The 16,378-nt window shown below is 71.6% G+C and carries 16 protein-coding genes; 9 read left to right on the top strand and 7 right to left on the bottom strand.

From position 1 onward, the window contains the following. Positions 1 to 57: 57 nt before the first annotated feature. On the bottom strand, positions 58 to 1,938 hold the full coding sequence (locus O4J56_RS00080; RefSeq protein WP_270682935.1) for a transglycosylase domain-containing protein: 1,881 nt from the start codon (positions 1,936 to 1,938) through the stop codon (positions 58 to 60). A gap of 386 nt (positions 1,939 to 2,324) precedes the next feature. Here O4J56_RS00080 and O4J56_RS00075 point away from each other — a divergent pair, with 386 nt between their 5' ends. From O4J56_RS00075 to O4J56_RS00050, 6 genes are all read left to right on the top strand, one after another. Then, the gene (locus O4J56_RS00075; RefSeq protein ID WP_270682934.1) at positions 2,325 to 3,113 is read left to right on the top strand and encodes a response regulator transcription factor; all 789 of its coding nucleotides are present in this window, start codon (positions 2,325 to 2,327) and stop codon (positions 3,111 to 3,113) included. After that, positions 3,097 to 5,238: a sensor histidine kinase gene (locus tag O4J56_RS00070; RefSeq protein ID WP_270682933.1), complete on the top strand. Its 2,142-nt coding sequence runs from the start codon at positions 3,097 to 3,099 to the stop codon at positions 5,236 to 5,238. Before O4J56_RS00075 ends, O4J56_RS00070 begins: the two co-directional genes overlap by 17 nt. Before the next feature lie 25 nt (positions 5,239 to 5,263). Continuing rightward, positions 5,264 to 5,722, top strand: coding sequence for a MerR family transcriptional regulator (locus O4J56_RS00065; RefSeq protein ID WP_270682932.1), 459 nt, complete (start codon positions 5,264 to 5,266; stop codon positions 5,720 to 5,722). Then, entirely contained in the window at positions 5,643 to 5,957 is a 315-nt protein-coding gene (gene trxA / locus O4J56_RS00060; RefSeq protein WP_270682931.1) for a thioredoxin, read from the top strand. The genes O4J56_RS00065 and trxA overlap by 80 nt, the downstream gene beginning before the upstream one ends. A 368-nt stretch (positions 5,958 to 6,325) precedes the next feature. After that, entirely contained in the window at positions 6,326 to 6,733 is a 408-nt protein-coding gene (locus O4J56_RS00055; RefSeq protein WP_270682930.1) for an effector-associated constant component EACC1, read from the top strand. Next, positions 6,730 to 8,730, top strand: coding sequence for a caspase, EACC1-associated type (locus O4J56_RS00050; RefSeq protein ID WP_270682929.1), 2,001 nt, complete (start codon positions 6,730 to 6,732; stop codon positions 8,728 to 8,730). The genes O4J56_RS00055 and O4J56_RS00050 overlap by 4 nt, the downstream gene beginning before the upstream one ends. 32 nt (positions 8,731 to 8,762) lie before the next feature. Here the strand turns inward: O4J56_RS00050 and O4J56_RS00045 are convergent, their stop codons facing one another. Then, the gene (locus O4J56_RS00045) at positions 8,763 to 8,903 is read right to left on the bottom strand and encodes a hypothetical protein (RefSeq protein ID WP_270682928.1); all 141 of its coding nucleotides are present in this window, start codon (positions 8,901 to 8,903) and stop codon (positions 8,763 to 8,765) included. A gap of 14 nt (positions 8,904 to 8,917) precedes the next feature. Beyond that, positions 8,918 to 9,463, bottom strand: a complete 546-nt coding sequence (locus O4J56_RS00040) for a hypothetical protein (protein ID WP_270682927.1) — start codon at positions 9,461 to 9,463, stop codon at positions 8,918 to 8,920. A gap of 854 nt (positions 9,464 to 10,317) precedes the next feature. Between O4J56_RS00040 and O4J56_RS00035 the strand changes: the two genes are divergently transcribed. Together O4J56_RS00035 and O4J56_RS00030 are read left to right on the top strand one after the other, a co-directional pair. Continuing rightward, positions 10,318 to 11,541, top strand: a complete 1,224-nt coding sequence (locus O4J56_RS00035; protein ID WP_270682926.1) for a hypothetical protein — start codon at positions 10,318 to 10,320, stop codon at positions 11,539 to 11,541. After that, positions 11,519 to 12,046: a hypothetical protein gene (locus tag O4J56_RS00030; RefSeq protein ID WP_270682925.1), complete on the top strand. Its 528-nt coding sequence runs from the start codon at positions 11,519 to 11,521 to the stop codon at positions 12,044 to 12,046. Before O4J56_RS00035 ends, O4J56_RS00030 begins: the two co-directional genes overlap by 23 nt. Before the next feature lie 182 nt (positions 12,047 to 12,228). On the opposite strand, the gene O4J56_RS00025 is transcribed toward O4J56_RS00030, so the two are convergent. Further along, positions 12,229 to 12,798: a TetR/AcrR family transcriptional regulator gene (locus O4J56_RS00025; protein WP_270682924.1), complete on the bottom strand. Its 570-nt coding sequence runs from the start codon at positions 12,796 to 12,798 to the stop codon at positions 12,229 to 12,231. A 123-nt stretch (positions 12,799 to 12,921) separates the two neighbouring features. Here O4J56_RS00025 and O4J56_RS00020 point away from each other — a divergent pair, with 123 nt between their 5' ends. Further along, positions 12,922 to 13,437 (top strand): SRPBCC family protein, encoded by a 516-nt coding sequence (locus tag O4J56_RS00020; RefSeq protein WP_270682923.1) that lies wholly within the window; start codon positions 12,922 to 12,924, stop codon positions 13,435 to 13,437. A gap of 64 nt (positions 13,438 to 13,501) precedes the next feature. Here O4J56_RS00020 and O4J56_RS00015 read toward each other — a convergent pair whose 3' ends face one another. The 3 genes from O4J56_RS00015 to O4J56_RS00005 form a co-directional block, all read right to left on the bottom strand. Then, positions 13,502 to 13,993, bottom strand: a complete 492-nt coding sequence (locus O4J56_RS00015) for an RloB family protein (RefSeq protein ID WP_270682922.1) — start codon at positions 13,991 to 13,993, stop codon at positions 13,502 to 13,504. A gap of 85 nt (positions 13,994 to 14,078) precedes the next feature. Continuing rightward, positions 14,079 to 15,455, bottom strand: coding sequence for an AAA family ATPase (locus O4J56_RS00010; protein WP_270682921.1), 1,377 nt, complete (start codon positions 15,453 to 15,455; stop codon positions 14,079 to 14,081). Between the two features lie 217 nt (positions 15,456 to 15,672). Beyond that, positions 15,673 to 16,290, bottom strand: a complete 618-nt coding sequence (locus O4J56_RS00005; protein WP_270683070.1) for a hypothetical protein — start codon at positions 16,288 to 16,290, stop codon at positions 15,673 to 15,675. Positions 16,291 to 16,378: the final 88 nt, after the last annotated feature.

Here is a 16,378-nt window from a genome sequence, read left to right as displayed (position 1 = left end):
GGTCCTGACCGGCCTCCCAACCCGTTCGCCGCCCGCTCAGGGCTCACCGGTCGGGACTCACCGGTCGGGCGGGGCTGCGGGGAACCTCTGCGGTTCCACGTCCTTCAGTAATTCGTCGGTGAACGCGTTCCATGTGTGCGCTGCGGACTCGGCCCCCGAGCCGCCCTCTGTGGCGATGGCTCCCCCGTCCGGGCGGTAGACGTCCACGGCCACCGCGTACGAGGGGGTCGCCCCCACGAACCAGGCCGAGCCCTCGCCGGTCCCGTAGCCCCCGGACACGGCCGCCACGTCGTGGGCACCCGCCCGGCCCTCGATGAGGCCGGGAACGCGCGCGGTCGCCTCGGTCATCGCGCGCACCGTCGCCCGCGCGGCGGCCGGGTCCACAGCGGGGACCCCGTCCGCCACCTCGTCGGCGTCGAGCGGCTTGCGCACCTCGCCGTCGCCGGTGGCCACCTCGGTCACCATGTGCGCCGGGCGGTGGACACCGTCCGCCGCCAGGGTCGCGTACCCGCCGGCCTGGTCCAGCGCGCTCATCTGGAAGGTGCCGACGGCGATGCTGTTCTCCAGGGCGGCGGTCTCGAACTGCTCCGGGGCGACCCCGGCGGCCTCGGCGGTCCACGTCACCGCCTCCGGCCCGATCTCGTCGGTCAGCCCGACGAACAGCGCGTCGTCGGCGTCGGGGTCGCGGCGCAGGAGGCCGCCGGTGCCCGCGCCGAAGTCGGACCCCGCATCGGCGGAGCCGCCGTCGGCAGAAGCACCGTCGGTGAGGGCGCCGTCAGCGGTCGCACCATCGGCGACGTCGAGGGCCTCCATGTCGGCCGCCCTCGCCTCCGCCATCAGGTGGTACACGTCCTCCCCCTGCTCCGCCGCGGCCGCGAGCACGTACGGCTTGAACGCCGGACCCGCCTGGGTGCGGTCGGTCAGCGACGGGTCGGTCTCCTCCACGAAGTTCGCGCCGCCGTTGAACGCCACGATCTCCCCGGTCGCCGAGTCGATCGCGACCAGTCCGGCCCGGGTGCCCTCGGGCGCCCCCGACAGCCCCTCCTCCGCGGCGGTGTCGGCGGCCTCCATCAGCCCCCGGTCCAGCGACGTGCGCACCACGTACCCGCCGCCCGCGATCTCCGCGTCGGACATGCCGTACCGCTCCCGCAGCTCCCTCTGGACCGCCGCCCTGATGTACCCCCGGTATCCCGTGAGCCGGTCCTCGGGGCGGTAGTCGCGGACCTCCGGGAACTCCAGCCGCTCGGCCTCGGCCTCCGCCACGCCCCGCTCCGGGTCGTCGCCGTGCATCTCCGCCATGCCGTCGACGACGTACCGCCAGCGCTTCTCCAGGACCCGGTCGGCCTCCGGGTCGGCGCCGTAGTTCTCGAAGTTGCCCGGCTGCTGGATGACCGCGCCGATGAACGCGCCCTCGGCGCGGTCCAGCTCCTCGACGTCCTTGCCGAAGTAGGCCTGCGCCGCCGCCTGCACGCCGTAGGCGTTGCGGCCGAAGTAGATGGTGTTCAGGTAGGTGGTGAGGACCTCGTCGCGCGGCATGTTCCGGCCGACCTTCACCGCGATCAGGATCTCCTTGACCTTGCGGGTGAGGGTGCGCTCCTGGGACAGCACGTCGTAGTAGTTGCGCGCCATCTGCTGGGTGATGGTCGAGCCGCCGCCCGCCGCGCCGCCGGACAGCAGCGCGCGGGCCGTCCCGGTCAGGGACACCCCCGGCTCGGTGTAGAAGTCGCGCTGTTCGGCGGCGAGGACGCCGTCGACGACGGTTTCGGGGATGGCGTCGCGCTCGACGGGGATGCGGTGCAGCTCCCCGATGTTCACCGCCTCGCCGCCGTCGGCGTAGGTGATGCTGGTGCCTTTGAGCTCGGCGGCGGCCTGCGGCTTGAGGTCCTCGGGGCCGGGCATGCGCAGGTAGGCCACGGCCACGGCGACGGCTCCGGCCATGGCGCCGACGCAGAGGACGGCCACCGCTGCGCGCAGCGCTGCGGCCGGCGCGGAGCGCGCCCTGCGGCGCCGCGACCGCCGCCGGTGCCCGGCGGGTTCGGCGGGTTCGGCGGGTTCCGCCCCCGCGCGCTCCCGCCGGGCCCACGCGGTCCGGGGCCGCCTCCGCCGCCCCTTCCCCGCCCGCTCCTCCCGGACACGGTGCGCGCCGCGCGCCTGGTCAGCCCGCCTCCTGCTCCCCATACCGTCCCTTCCCCCGGGGCCGTGGATGCCGGAAAGGAACTCTCGCGGGCGAATGTGATGGTCCTGTGAGGGAGCTGTGGTGCTTTCGTGTGCTGTGTATCGTTACGGGGCGTTCGATGCCGCCGACCCCCGAGGGAGGCCGCCCCGTGGGCGCCCGCGTACTCGTCGCCGAGGACGACGTGAACCAGGCCGAGCTCGTCCGGCGCTACCTGGTGCACGACGGCCACACCGTCGCCGTCGTCCACGACGGCCTGTCCGCGCTCGACCGGGCCCGCGGCATGCGCCCGGACCTCCTCGTCCTCGACCTGATGCTGCCGGAGGTGGACGGCCTGCGGGTGTGCCGCACGCTCCGGGCCGAATCCGACCTGGCGGTCCTGATGCTCACCGCCCGCTCCACCGAGGACGACCTGCTGACCGGCCTGGACTCGGGCGCGGACGACTACATCACCAAGCCGTACAGCCCCCGGGAGCTCATGGCGCGGGTGCGCACCCTGCTGCGGCGGGTCGAACGCACCCGGCGGGGCGGCCCGGCCGCCGACGCCTCCGCCGTCCCCGCCGGGGCGGCCGGCGGCGCGGACGAGGAGCGCATCCTGCGCGTCGGCCCGGTGACCGTGGACCCCGCCCGGCACACCGTGCACGTCCGCGGGGAGCCCGTGGAGTGCACGCCCGGGGAGTTCCGGCTGCTCGCCGTGCTCGCCGCCCGCCCGGACCGTGTGTTCAGCCGATCCCGGCTGCTGGAGGCCGTGCACGGGATCGACCGGTACATCACCGAGCGCACCATCGACACCCACGTGAAGAACCTGCGCCGCAAGCTGGAGCGCGACCCGCGCCGGCCGGAGCTGCTGACCACCGTCTACGGGGTGGGGTACCGGCTGGGGCCGGGACCGGAGGCCGTGGGCCCGGGAGCGGAGGCGGGACGTGCGGCGCGGGGCTGACCGGCGCCGCCCCGTCCAGCGCCGTCCCGCCCGGCTCCGCTTCGCCCGGCTCCGGCACAGCCTGCTGGTCCGGGTGCTGGCGGGCGCGGTGCTGGTGGCGGTCTGCTCGATCACCGCGACCGCGTGGCTGGCGGTCCGCGGGGTGTCCGGGGAGATCCGCAACGCCGAGGGGCGGTCGCTGGCCGCCGACACCCGCATCCACGACGAACTGGTGGGCTTCGCCGCCACCCACACCACGTGGGAGGGGGTGGGTGCGCGGGTGAGCGGCCTGGCCGAGGAGACGGGCCGCCGCGTCGCGCTGACCACGCAGGACGGGATGGTCATCGCCGATTCCCAGAGCGGTGAGACGCTGCCCGCCACCGCCGCCTCCGTGGTCGACCCGCTCGCGGTGGACGTCACCCTCGGGGGCGCGGGAGAGGAGCAGGGCGACCGCATCGACCCGCGCGTCATCGGGCCGTACGCGCTCACCGAAGAGGAGCGCGCCGGTCTGGAGCGCGGGGCCGTCGACGGGGCGTCCTGCCTGCGCACGGTGTTCGGGCTGGAGGCCGAGGCGGGCGAAGGGGCGTCCGGGCGACCGACGGTGCTGGTCGACGGCGAGCCGCTCGTGTCCGACACGCACAGCGAGATGTGGTTCGAGTGCGGGCTCGACGCGTCGCTCGGCACGGTCGCGACCGAGGAGACCGCCCTGGAGGACCTCAGCGGGCGGATCGACGGCTGCCTGAAGGACACCGAGTACGCCTCGGCCGGTTACGCGCTCGACCCGCTGTGGGCGATGGCCGGGAACGTCCCGGTCCCCGAGCCGATGCCGGCCGGTTTCGTGCCGGAGGAGCTCGGCGCGGACGGCGTCCCGCCCCAGGAGGACCGCGGCGTCGGCGAGGCGGGCCGGTGGCTGCGGGGCGAGACCAGCCGGGGTACGGGTGACCCGGGGTCGACCCCGATCACCCCGCCCGCGGACACGGGCGCGGGCTCAGGTGCCCTCTCCGAGGAGCAGGCCGCCGCATCCGAGATCGCGGCGTGCATCGACTTCGGGCGCCGGGAACAGCTCAGCGCGTCCGTCGCCCCGGCCGCGGTCCTCTACACCGGTGAACCGGGGACGGCGGAGGGTGTCGCCGGGCCGGCGCTCTCCCGCGACGGGCTGCTGCGCATCTCCGGGGTCGTGCTGCTGATCCTGGTGCTGACGGTGGCGGTGAGCGTCGTGCTGTCGCTGCGCATGGTGCGCCCGCTGCACGCCCTGACCGGTGCGGTGCAGCGGATGCGCGACGGCGAGGAGGGGGTCGCGGTGCGGGTGCGCGACTCCGGGGAGATCGGGCGGCTGGCGGCGGCGTTCAACGAGATGTCGGAGCACCTGCAGCGCGCCGAGGAGCAGCGCAAGGCGCTGATCAGCGACGTCTCGCACGAGCTGCGCACGCCGCTGAGCAACATCCGCGGCTGGCTGGAGGCGGGGCAGGACGGCATCGCCGAGATGGACGGGGAGCGGCTGTCGGTCCTGGTGGAGGAGGCGGTGCTGCTCCAGCGCATCATTGACGACCTGAGGGACCTGTCGCTCGCCGATGCGGGCCGGCTCCGGCTGGCGGTGGAGCCGGTCGACGCGGGGGCGCTGGCGCGCCGGTGCGCGGCGGGGCACGCGGCCCGGGCCGGGGCGGCGGGCGTGGAGCTGACCGTCGACACCGGAGATGGTGCGGCGGGCGCGGCGGGCACAGCGGACGCGGCGGTGGTCCTCGGCGACCCCGCCCGCCTGCAACAGGCCGTGGGCAACCTGCTGGAGAACGCGCTTCGGCACACGCCGCCCGGCGGCCGGGTCGGGATCCTCGTCCTCAGGGCCGGTGGTGCCGGTGGCGCCGGTGGCGCCGGCGGTGCCGGTGATGACGTCCTGATCGAGGTCTCCGACACCGGCCATGGCATCCCGGAGGAGGACCTGCCGCACCTGTTCACCCGCTTCTGGCGGGCGGAGAAGTCGCGGAGCAGGCAGGCCGGGGGCAGCGGCCTCGGCCTGGCGATCGTCGACGGCATCACCCGCCTGCACGGCGGCCGCGCGTCCGTGCGGAGCACGGTGGGGGAAGGGTCGGTCTTCACCCTCCGGTTCCCGGCGCACACACTTGACCTTGACACCGGCGTCAACGCTTAACGTTCCCCTCGGATGGAGGAGGGCCATGCGGATCGGAGAGCTCGCCGCCCGCGCCGGGGTCAGCACCCGGTCGCTGCGCTATTACGAGAAGCAGGGGCTGATCACCGCCGGACGCGCGGCGAACGGGTACCGGGAGTACGCCGAGTCGGACGTCCGGCTCGTCCGCGAGATCCGGGCGCTGCTGAACGCGGGCTTCTCGCTCGACGACACCCGCCCCTTCGTGGCGTGCCTGCGGGCGGGGCACCCGGCGGGGGACGCCTGCCCGGAGTCCGTCGCCGTCCTCCGCCGGAGGCTCGCCGAGATCGACGAGCGGATCCGGTCCCTGACGCGGCAGCGCTCGGAGTTCGCCGCGCAGCTGGCCCAGGCGCCCGCCTGCGCCATGACCGCTTTCGAGGAGGGCACCGATGATCACCGTGACGACGGAGGACTTCGAGGAGAAGGTCGTCCGCAGCGACCGCCCGGTACTGGTGGAGTTCTGGGCTGACTGGTGCCCGCCGTGCAAGATGCTGGCCCCCGTCCTGGACGAGATCGACGCCGAGTACGGCGGGCGCCTGACCGTCGCCAAGATCAACGGCGACGAGGAACCGGAGCTGGTGGCCCGTCTCGGGGTGATGGGCTTCCCGACGATGACCCTCTTCAAGGAGGGCGAGGAGGCCCACAGGATCGTCGGTGCCCGCCCCAAGCGCCGCCTCCTGACGGACCTTGAGGGGCACTTCTAGGAGTTCCCCCGCCCCCACGAGGCGCCCCGAGCGGAGCCCCCGCCCGGGGCGCCTCGCGTCCGGGCACCGGTTCCCGGCGCCTCCCATGGGGGACGGAAAGCGCTTTGGGTATTTTTTTACCTGTTGGCGAGGATTGTTATAAGCGGCGGAATTCACCGCCCCGTGTCCTTTGGCGACCGACTTCGGACATCCTTTTCGGGACCAACGGTCCGGATTCCCGCGGCCTTCGGTCCGGCCGCCCGGCGCGAGCAGGGCGAATGCCGCCGAATCGGTTGCTGTTGTGGCGCATGCGGCGCAGACTTGAAGGACTCCCGCCACCGCGCCCTTGGCCGTCCGGCCATCCCCATGGAGAACTCGAGGTACCGCATATGGAGAACACGATTCGCATCCGCGTCTCCTGCGACGTCTTCGACGACGACCTCGCCGCGATGGTGGACGGGCTGCGGGAGGAGCTCGACCAATTGGACGTCGACGACGTCCGCCCGCTCGACGCGGGGCCCCCGCCGCCGGGTGCACGCGGGGACTGGGCCGCCGATGCTTCCGGCCTGGCCGTGATCGCGGAGAAGTCGGCGGCCGTCCTGCCTGCGGTCGTCCGGACCGTCCGCGCCTGGCGCCTGCGGGCCCGGCCGCGCCCCACCATCCGCCTGGAGATCGGAGGCGATGTCCTGGAGATCTCGGAGGGCACCGACCACCAGGCCGACCGTGCCATGGACCTCTTTGTCCAGCGGCACAGCCTGCAGCGGCACGGCGGTGAGACCGCCCGCTCCGAGCCATGACCGGGACACGCCGCGCGATGGTCGTGGCCCAGGACGACTACAGGAACCCTGGTCTCACCAGACTCCACTCCCCCGCGCAGGACGCCGCCGCACTGGCACATGTGCTCGGCGACCCGGCCATCGGGGGCTTCGAGGTGGAGGTGGTGCACAACGCCGCCGCACACGAGGTGGCGCGGCAGGTCGAGACCTTCTTCGCCTCGGGCGGGCGCGAGGACGCCCTGCTGCTGCACTTCTCCTGCCACGGCCTGAAGAACACCAAGGGGGAACTGTTCTTCGCCGCCTACGACACCGATCCGGAACTGCTGCGCTCCACGGCCGTCCCGGCCCAGTTCGTCCGCGAGTGCATACAGGCCTGCCGGGCCCGCAATTCCGTCCTGTTCCTCGACTGCTGCTTCGGCGGGGCGTTCATGAAGGGGATGGGGCTGCGCGCCTCGAATGACGCGCACGTGCTCGACACCTTCAGCGAGGAGGCGATGAACAGCGGCCGCGGCTGGGCGGTGGTGACGGCGTCGAGCGCGATGGAGTACGCCTTCGAGGACGGCCGCCTCGCCGAGGACGCCCATCCGAAGCCCTCGGTGTTCACCAGCGCCCTGGTCGACGCGCTGACGACGGGCGAGGCCGACCGGAACGAGGACGGGCTGGTCTCGCTCGACGAGCTGTACGACCACCTCTACGACCGTGTCCACACCGAGAACCCGAACCAGACGCCCAGCTGCAGCATGCACGTCCAGGGCGACGTCTACCTGGCCCGCAGCACCCGGAACCACCGCGTCCTCAAGGGCCTTCCCCGCGATCTGGCGGACAGGCTCCTCGACAAGGACCCGGGCGTGCGGCGCCAGGGCCTCGCCCGCCTGGAGGCGCTGGCGACCGGCTCCGACACCGAGGCGGCCGAGCGCGCCCACGCGGCCCTGGCCTGGGTGGCCGAAAAGGACGTCGGGGCGCTCAAGGCCGACGCACGGCACGTGCTGGACGGCCTGCGCATCACTCCGCTGCCGGCGGTACTGAAGTTCGGGCGCATCGCCCAGGGAGCGGCCCGGCCGACACGGACGGTCCAACTCCTCGGGCCGCCGCTGGCACGGCGGTGCGAGCCCCATCCGCACTCGCCCGTGCTGCACGTGGAGCCGCAGGCCGACGCCCTGGACGGCCTGGCGGTCACCCTGGACACGACCCGCCTGGGCGCGGTCGACACCGCCGTCACCCTCTCCGGCCCGACCGGGGAGGTGGAGGTGATGGTGACGGCCGAGATCGTGCCTGCCGAGACGGCCGAACCCCCGAGGACACCGGCACCGGGGCCGCACACGGGCCCCGGCCCGGCGATGGGTGCCGCTCCACCGCGACCCCAGGGACCGTTCCCTCCGGGGCCGGCCCTGGCACCGGCCGCCGTGCCGACCGGCCCGCAGCCGCCCCATGGCCGGGTGAGGCCGGATGCCGTGCGACCGGGTCCACCGACCGGCGCTCCCGTTCGACCCCACCGGCCCGGTGCCGGGCGGCGCATGGGAGCGCGCCTGATCGACTTCACCTTGGTCGGCGTCTTCGGTTGGGGGCTCGCCTTCTTCACCATGTTGATGATCAGCGCGTTCACGGCGCCCGAGAACGTCGAGTCCGACTTCGACTTCAGCCGACCGTTCGACGTACTGATGTCCATCTGGCTCGTATGGATCTTCGTCGGGTGGGGGCCGCTGATGTTCCTGTACGACGCCCTGTTGCTCGGGTCACAGGGCCGCACGATCGGCATGGCCGCAACGGGGGTCTGCGTGGTCGACGCCGTCGGCGGACACCGCCCCCCGCAGCGCCAGATCATGATCCGCGCCGCCGTGTTCGGCCTGCCGCAGTCGATCCCCGTGGTCGGACAGCTCTTCGTCCTGTTCGAGTCGCTGGCTCTGATTCCCGATCCCAGGAAGCAGGCCCTCCACGACCGCCTCGCCAAGACGATGGTGGTGTTCCCGCCCGAGCAGGCCGACCAGGGGCCCGTTCGTCCCGGGGGCCCATACCCCTGAGCAGGCGCCGCCCCCGGTGGCCCCCGACCCGCTCAAGCCCTCAGCCGAGTGCCCGTGACCAGGGGAAGGGTGGCAAGCCGCCCGTCGATGTGCTCGGCGACGAAGCCCGGCACCGGGGTCTGCTGCTTCACCTGCGGCCACGTATCGCCGAGCGCCTCCACGGTGGAGCGCACGGCACCCAGCCTCTCTACTCCTCAGGCGGGTCTGCGAACGCCTGCTCCAATGATCCGGCGGCGGCGTCGCCGATGACCGCTCCGAACATCGGGACGAGGCACTGTTTGACGACTTGCGGGTGATTGGCCGGGTCAGGGCAGATGAAGACGGCCATGATCCGCATGACCAGTACCGGGTCGTGCAGCATCTGGGAGAGCATGAGGGTCCGAACCGTCAGGACCGCAAGCTCCTGCTGGAGTGCGTCAGCGAAGGGATGCGGCTCCTCAGGAGTGGCGTTCGCAATGGAGTCGGCCGCTTCCGAAGGGGCCTTCGCCATCTCCTCGACCCGATCCGCCGCACCGGACATCTCGACCAGTAGCGAACACCAGAAATGACCGAGCGTCCTCCTCTGTGGCTCGGTTTCCTGCCCGTCGGTGGTGCCTCCGACCGAGGAGGACTGCTTCTCAGCGTTGGCGACGGCCGTCCCGCGCGCATCCTTGGACAGGTACTCCCCGAGTCTCCCCATCTGCCTGAACAGACTCCGGTCATCGTCCCGGTCGACGGCGAGGCGATCGACCATGTCGGCTGCGCCTCTCCGCAGTGCCGCCCGCTTCATCTTCAGCGTTGGGGGCTTGGGGCGCTTTTCGCCCCCCACGCGGCCGCGAGACGCCGCGAACCAGGCTTCGTCTGCCGACCTCCGGTATTCCAGTCGGGCCTCGGGAGGATCCTCCGCAAGACGCTGGAATCCCGGCCAACCATGGAGGGCACCGCCGCACCCTCCACACTTGCATCCGGGATGCCGAGCCGTTGCGCAATTCTTGTTGTGTGCCATCGAGGGCTCCGTGTCCGCAGCAGGGGCAGGGCTGGCGCGAGACCAGAGAGTCCTCATTCGACCCATCATCGAGCGTTGGGAGTAGGGCTCGGACCGGGACGTTCGCCTGACGCACGGGCAAGCCGACCGTCCCTGATCAGGGACGGTTCACAGTCGGAGATCACTCCAGGGACACCATCGGACCTGCGGCTCGTCGGCCGCCCCGACTGGACCGGTCCCCCACAGGGCCGTTGGGGTTGGCCGGTACCGGTCGTCGGTGTGGCCACGGTCCTGGTTCGCGCGTCGCTCGCCCCGCACAGCACCGGCAAGCCGTGTCACCTCCTTTCTCCCGCCGGCGCGGAACTACCCCAGAGGCGTCCCACCGCCGTCCGGTTCCGGCCGCCCCCGGGCACCAGCGGGCTCGGGGAGCGATTCGAGAGGCACATGGGGTCGTTATCGTGATCCAGACGTCCACGCCCTGAACGGGGCGATGTTCCCCCTCTGACGCTTCCTGACGCCTCGGTCGTTCTGGGGAGGCCGGGTGGGGCAGCGGAATCCGGAGACGTGGAATGCACTGGGTATGGCGCGCTGAGCACGGCGGATTCAAAGTCGAATACGGCGCCTTGATCCTGTTGGTCGCGGCGATCGTGGGCGCGGTCTTCGCCTTCGGCCTCCCGACCGATGTCCAGCGCCTCTACGCCGTCGGCATGTGCCGCGTTCAGGGCGAGGAGAACTGCGACGAACTCGCCGGCGACGCAGGCCCCGGCCAGGACGGCGCGGCCGAGGACGGCGAGGGGGCGCAAGAGGAGGACGACTCGGACGGCGGCACCGATGAGGACTCGTCCGGCACGGACGCCCCCGGGGGAGACGGGGACGGCGAGGAGGGCGGCGACGGCGGGGACGACGGTCAGGGCTCCGATGACGGTCCCGTGTCCTGGGAGGGCGTCTACAACCCCGATCTCGCACAGGAGTTGGAGGACGCGGAGAGCGAGCTCGAGGACGCCGAGGCGGCGCTCGACGAGACCGGCTACGACGAGGTCTACGACGAGTTGCTGGCGGTCGTCGCCGACATCGTCGGGTGGACGGACGCCAAGGCGTGCATCACCGAGGGCGACATCATCGCCTGCCTGACCACCATCGTGGGCTTCACCCCGTGGGGCAAGGGCGCCAAGCTCATCTCCAAGTCGCCCAAGATCATCAAACTGTGGAACCGCTTCCGAAAGGCCAAGAAGGCCCGTGACGAGGCGAAGTCGCGGGTCGACGACGCGAAGGGCAGGCGCGACGACGCCGCGCGGGCCTGTGACCGCAATCGGCCGCGCGCGGTCCGCCCCGCCACGGAGACCGTGGTGCTCTCCGACGGTGCGACCGTCACCCTCGACTGGTCGGCAGGCGGCGGGGGCGCCCAGCTCGATCCGGGGCACCGTCCTGAGAGTCTCGCTCCGACCGACGGCGCGGACGCCTGGGCGCAGGAGCCCTCGCAGACGGTGATCGTTCCCGCGCAGTCGTCGAACGGCCAGGGCGACACCTGCGACATCGGGAACGACTACGACAAGGACGACCCCTACCTTGAGCAGGACCTGGAGGAGGACGCGGCGCTGATCGCGCGACACTCCAACAGGGCGGATGAGCTCGGCTTCAAGGACCAGGACGCTCTCGCCGACTACATCCAGAAGACGATCGACCCGCGCAATCCGCCCGGTTCGATCGTCAAGAAGCCCAAGCTGAAGAACGGGCGGATCGCCTGGTATGACAAGGACACCGGCGTGATCATCATCCGGAACACCAATAACCCGGCCAGGAGCACGGTGTACAAGGGGACGCTTGATGAGTTCCTCAGACTCAGCTGAGAACGGGACGCCTCAGAACGGCGCCCCTCCGCCTGCGGAACTCGCCGAACGGGTGAGGAGCGCTCAGGCCACGGACGACGATCTCCGCAGTGCGTTCGCGGCCATCGATCGCCACGACATCCCGGACGAGGCGGCCGGCGAGCTGATCAACGCCATCGCCAGAGCGTCCCGGGCACCTGAACTGCTCCCCGAGCTGAGTCGCTCACTGCGGGAGACACGCAGCCCGGGCCGGGCCATCCTGCTCATCCGGGCGCTCAGAAGGCACGGCGGGCTCCCTGGGATCGTGTCCGACCTGCTCCGGATCTCCGAAGGCTCCGACTGGGACCCCGAGCGCCAGGCATGGGCGGTGGCCGTCAGCACCCTTGCCCAGCACGCCGCCGCAACGGGCGACACCGCACTGCGTGAGCGGCTCGGCTCTCTGGCGAAGGACTCCGGCCTCACGGACGACGATGTCGCCTGGGTACAGAGGTGTCTCGCCAAGACGGAGCCGGGGACCGGGCGCTGAGGCCGGGGCACGCGGGGGCGGCCCGCCTACCCGCGCCCGACGCGGCCTCCGTCTCTTCCGGGCCTGGCCATCCGAAGCACGGCTGAGCGGCGGGCGGGGCGACCCCGTCCCCTCATCCGGCCCGAGGCACCCGCGCTCGCGGAACGGGCGGCGCCGCGACGGCGAAGAGGGGCAACGCGGGGTCAGTCGCCGATGGTGTCGATGAGGCCGTCGGCGAGGTCGGTGCCTGAGGGCACGCTGTCCGGGTCGACGAGCCACTGGACGATCAGGCCGCTGAGCAGGGCGTAGCAGGCCGCTCCGGCCCGGTGGGCGCGGTCGGGGTCGTGTTGCGGGTCGATGCCGAGGATCTGCAGGGCGGCGCCTCGGCGGGCCTGCTCGATGGTCGGGCGCAGGCGGTCACGGATCTCGCTCTCCTCGTCGGCGCGGGCCATCAGTTCGAAGGACGCCGCCAGCACTCCGCGGTACCCATGGAACGACTCGACGACCGCCCCCCAGACCGCGGCGAGCCGGTCGCGCCGCGGGCGCTCGGGGACCGAGCGCAGCCGGTCGCCGAGGTGCGCCGACCACTCCTCCATCCCCTGCATGAGCGCTTCGACCAGGAGCGCGTCGGTGGTCCCGAAGTGGTAGCCGATCGCCGCCGTGCTCACGCCGGCCGCATCGGCGACATGGCGGGCGCGCGTCCGGGCGTAGCCCCGCTCGTCCAGACAGGCGCGTGCCCCACGCAGCAGCGCCGCACGGTTGTCCGCTCTCATTGGCCCTCCCCTTGCCTCTTGCACGTTTGTGTAATACTAATGTGCAAGACGATCGTACTACACAAGGACGCAGACCGGCCTCCGCCGCCCTACCGGCGGAGACGCGCACGAAGGAGACCCCCCATGACCAGACGCCGCAAGGCCATCCTGTCGACCGTCGGTGCGCTGCTGGGCGCGATCGCCGTGCTGGCCGTGGTCGGCTCGGTCCGCGACACCCACGTGGTGACGGTGACCCGCTCGACCGATGCCGACAAGGACGTGCTGTGGAAGCTGTGGGCGGACGTCCCGGCCCGCCCCGAATGGGACAAGGGCCTGGAGTACATCGAACTCGACGGCCCCTTCGAAGCCGGTTCGACGGGCACGGTCAAGGTGGAGGGGCAGGACCCCGTCGACTACGAGGTGGTGGCGGTCCACCCGAAGGAGCGCTATACCGACCGGTTCAACAGCCTGCCCTGGACCCACACCGACTGGCACCACGAGATCGAGCCGAACGCCGACGGCGGCTACGACGTCACCTGGCGCCTGGAGACCCGCGGGCCCCTCTCCCTGTTCACGCTTCCCGTCCTCAAGGCCATCTTCGGCGAGGAGATCCCCACCGCCGTGGACGAGTACGTCGCCCTCGCCGAGTCCCGCAGCTGACCCGGGCGGTGGACACCGGGCATGCGCACGGACGCCGACACCGCCGAGCGGCCGTGCTTCGGCCTCACGCGCCGATGCCCAGTTCCCGCATCAGTTTCCACACGGCGGTGGAAGGGTTGCCGTAAGGCGGGTACTTCTTCGCTCTGGTGCAGGCTTGGGGCAGGCCCGGAGAGAAGTGCGTGAACCGGGTCCCGTTCCCCTTCTTCCACATGGGGACGGTCTTCTTCAGTTCGTCGGCGACGGCCTGGGCCGAGCGCCCGGACACCGTGTCGTTGTGGTGCAGCAGCAGCCACACCTCGAACGTCGGGTTGGAGACGGCGGCCTTCACGCCGCCCTCCTCCGCCTGTTCGCACAGGGGCCGAACGTCATGGCCATCGGCGTCGAAGACCGCCCACACCTGCGAATACTCCGCCCGCGACTTCGCCTTGCGGGCGTGGTCGACGACCTTCTCCCGCTGGGGCCTCTTCGCCTTCTCCGGGAGAAAAGGGTGGATCTCCTGCGTGTCGCTCTCCCGGAGCCCGGTGAAGTACGCGTGCTCGGTCTCGCCTTCGCACACCACGAGGATCCGGCGCCGCTGTTGCAGACGGCCGCGGGGGCGCCGCAGGGAGGTCCGGCGGGAGAAGCCGGCCGACCGACCGGGCCTATTCGGGGGTTCCTTGTCCTGGGCCGTCCTTCTCGGGGCCATCCTGCTCCTCGGGGGGGTGGACCGGCGCGGCCACCGGTCCCCCGGTGACCTCAGGGACTGCACCGTACCTCCCCGTGAGGTAGGCGAGCGCCGGGTTCTCCCCCTCGTCCTGGAAATCGCTCAGGGAGTAGAGCCGGGTGGCCCCCTCCTTGTCCTTCTCCACGAACCAGGCCTCGTCGCGGTCCAGGACCTCCCCGCCCCTGATCCAGCCGAGGAGCGCCGTGTCGTGGCTGGAGAAGACGAGCTGCGCGCCCCGTTCATTGACCCGGGGGTCCTTGAACAGGTCGATGATCTTGGCCGAGAGATGCGGATGCAGGTGGGAGTCGAGCTCGTCCACCACGAGGAGGGATCCGTCCTTGAGGACGTCGAGCACCTCCACCCCCAGCGCGAGCAGCACCCAGGTGCCGTCGGACTGCTGGTCGATGGTGAGCGGCTGGGCCTCTTCTCCACCCGTCCGGTGGTGGAAGAGCAGGGTGGCCTCGTCCCCCACGACCTTCCTCTTCTTGCGCCGAGCGGCGGTGGACGGCCTCAGTGTCGGAACGTTGCTGTCCCAGGGGTCCCTGACCGGCCCCCCGGGATCGAAATCCAAGGTCAACTGCTCGAATTCGAGCTCCACCGACTCGATCCCGGTGTCGGCCGCCCGGATGAGCTCCTGCAGGCGGGCCAGGACTCCCGGCTCCGCGATGCGGCGCAGCAGGTCGCGCCGGTCCTGGTCGCGCCCGCCCCTGCTCCGCCAGTGGCGGCAGTGCGAGGCGAACCAGCTGTAGACCGGGCGGGCGATCTCCAGGCGCGTGCGGGCGGCGACCGTCAGGAACAGGGTGTTCACATCGGTGATCTCCTGGACCTGGCGCACCGTCTCCGGGAGCGAGGGGTGGAAGGTGAAGCGGTCGCCTTCGCGCTCGAAGAGGGCGGTCGGATCGCCGCCGTCCGGAGACCAGTACAGCCACTCCTCGGCGACACCTTCGTCGTCGATGGTGAAGCCGTAGGTGTGGTGGACCCGCTCGATCAGCAGGTCGACCGCGTAGTGGGAGGGCTCCTCGCGGGACTGAGGGCTCAGCGCGAAGGGGTCGCGGGCGATTCCGCTCCCGGGTTCGCCCATCTCCATGGAGGAGCGGACCAGGCGCCGCATGTACCCCAGCGCGTCGAGGACGTTGCTCTTGCCGGAGGCATTGGGACCGAAGAGGCCGGCGACGGGCAGCGGCTCGGGCGCGCCGTCCTCGTCCGCGTCCTCACGGTCGGCGGGGACGAGCAGGAGTTGCTGCTCCTCGCGCAGGGAGCGGTGGTTGGCGACTCGAAAACTCAGGAGCATCTGCTCGCCTTCCCCATCGGACACCCGCCCTGCTCGGCACTTACCGTAACCGAGAGCGACTCACAGTGAGTCCTCCCCGGTGCGATTCTCCTGCTTTCCCGGCACAGACTACAAAGTCCAGCATTCCCGTTTTTGTCCGCTTTGAGGCAAGAGGGTCCGCAGCGCTACAGCGTCAACGGGCAGCGGCGGGAGCACAAGTGCCTCACCAGAACCGGGCGCTGAGGCCGGGGCGGTCGACCGTTCACGGCGGCACGGGAAGGTCGACCAAGCGGGCGAGAGCGGCTGTGACGGGAGCGCTGTGGCCGGGCAGGTATCTGGAGGACCAATCGGCCACCAGCGCAAGGAAGTCGACCAGGTCGCGCTCGACGCCGGTCAGCAGGTTGCGGAGCTCGCCCACGGACAGCTCGATCACCGGGCTGTCACTCAGCTCGGCGTTGACGGTGAGCCGGACGGTGTCGCCCAAGCGCTCCGCGATCGGTGACACAGGGGGATGGCCGAATCCGAGCAGGCCGCCGTCTTCGACGAACCGGTGCCAGTCGCGCCACTCCTCCAGGCCGTCACAGCATCCGGGCTGGAAGGTGACGCCTGTCGAACGGTCGGTGACCCGCAGTCCGCCTGCCGCGACAAGGTCCTCGTGGGTCAGCAGTCCGCGAAGGAACGAGTCGAGTGCGGCGGCCGGTGCAGGCGGCCGTCCGCCGTCAAGCCCGATGTTGTTGTAGTCGGCGACGCACATCACGGCCGTGCCGACTTCGGCGGGCGAGAGGTCGCCGCTGAGCGGCAGAAGGCCGAACGGCTCGAATTCGGCGACCGGCCAGAGGTCGAAGCCGTCGGGTGCGTACATCTCCAATACGGGCTGCATCGCGATCACACGGCGAAGTGTCCCTCACCCCGTGCCCGCCACGCCTCCCAATGGCGCACGACTACAGCGTCAACGGGCGGCGGTAGGA

The sequence above is a fragment of the Nocardiopsis endophytica genome (assembly GCF_027706725.1).
GTDB lineage: Bacteria > Actinomycetota > Actinomycetes > Streptosporangiales > Streptosporangiaceae > Nocardiopsis_A > Nocardiopsis_A endophytica.
The sequence above is the reverse complement of the archived record's forward strand: the minus strand, read 5'-3'. Positions and strand labels throughout refer to the sequence as shown.

Coding starts and splice junctions, on each gene's coding strand:
- O4J56_RS00080 (WP_270682935.1), bottom strand. CDS start 1,938: ATGGCCGGAGCCGTCGCCGTGGCCGTGGCCTACCTGCGCATGCCCGGC.
- O4J56_RS00065 (WP_270682932.1), top strand. CDS start 5,264: ATGCGGATCGGAGAGCTCGCCGCCCGCGCCGGGGTCAGCACCCGGTCG.
- trxA (WP_270682931.1), top strand. CDS start 5,643: ATGATCACCGTGACGACGGAGGACTTCGAGGAGAAGGTCGTCCGCAGC.
- O4J56_RS00055 (WP_270682930.1), top strand. CDS start 6,326: ATGGAGAACACGATTCGCATCCGCGTCTCCTGCGACGTCTTCGACGAC.
- O4J56_RS00050 (WP_270682929.1), top strand. CDS start 6,730: ATGACCGGGACACGCCGCGCGATGGTCGTGGCCCAGGACGACTACAGG.
- O4J56_RS00040 (WP_270682927.1), bottom strand. CDS start 9,463: ATGGTCGATCGCCTCGCCGTCGACCGGGACGATGACCGGAGTCTGTTC.
- O4J56_RS00030 (WP_270682925.1), top strand. CDS start 11,519: ATGAGTTCCTCAGACTCAGCTGAGAACGGGACGCCTCAGAACGGCGCC.
- O4J56_RS00025 (WP_270682924.1), bottom strand. CDS start 12,798: ATGAGAGCGGACAACCGTGCGGCGCTGCTGCGTGGGGCACGCGCCTGT.
- O4J56_RS00020 (WP_270682923.1), top strand. CDS start 12,922: ATGACCAGACGCCGCAAGGCCATCCTGTCGACCGTCGGTGCGCTGCTG.
- O4J56_RS00005 (WP_270683070.1), bottom strand. CDS start 16,290: ATGCAGCCCGTATTGGAGATGTACGCACCCGACGGCTTCGACCTCTGG.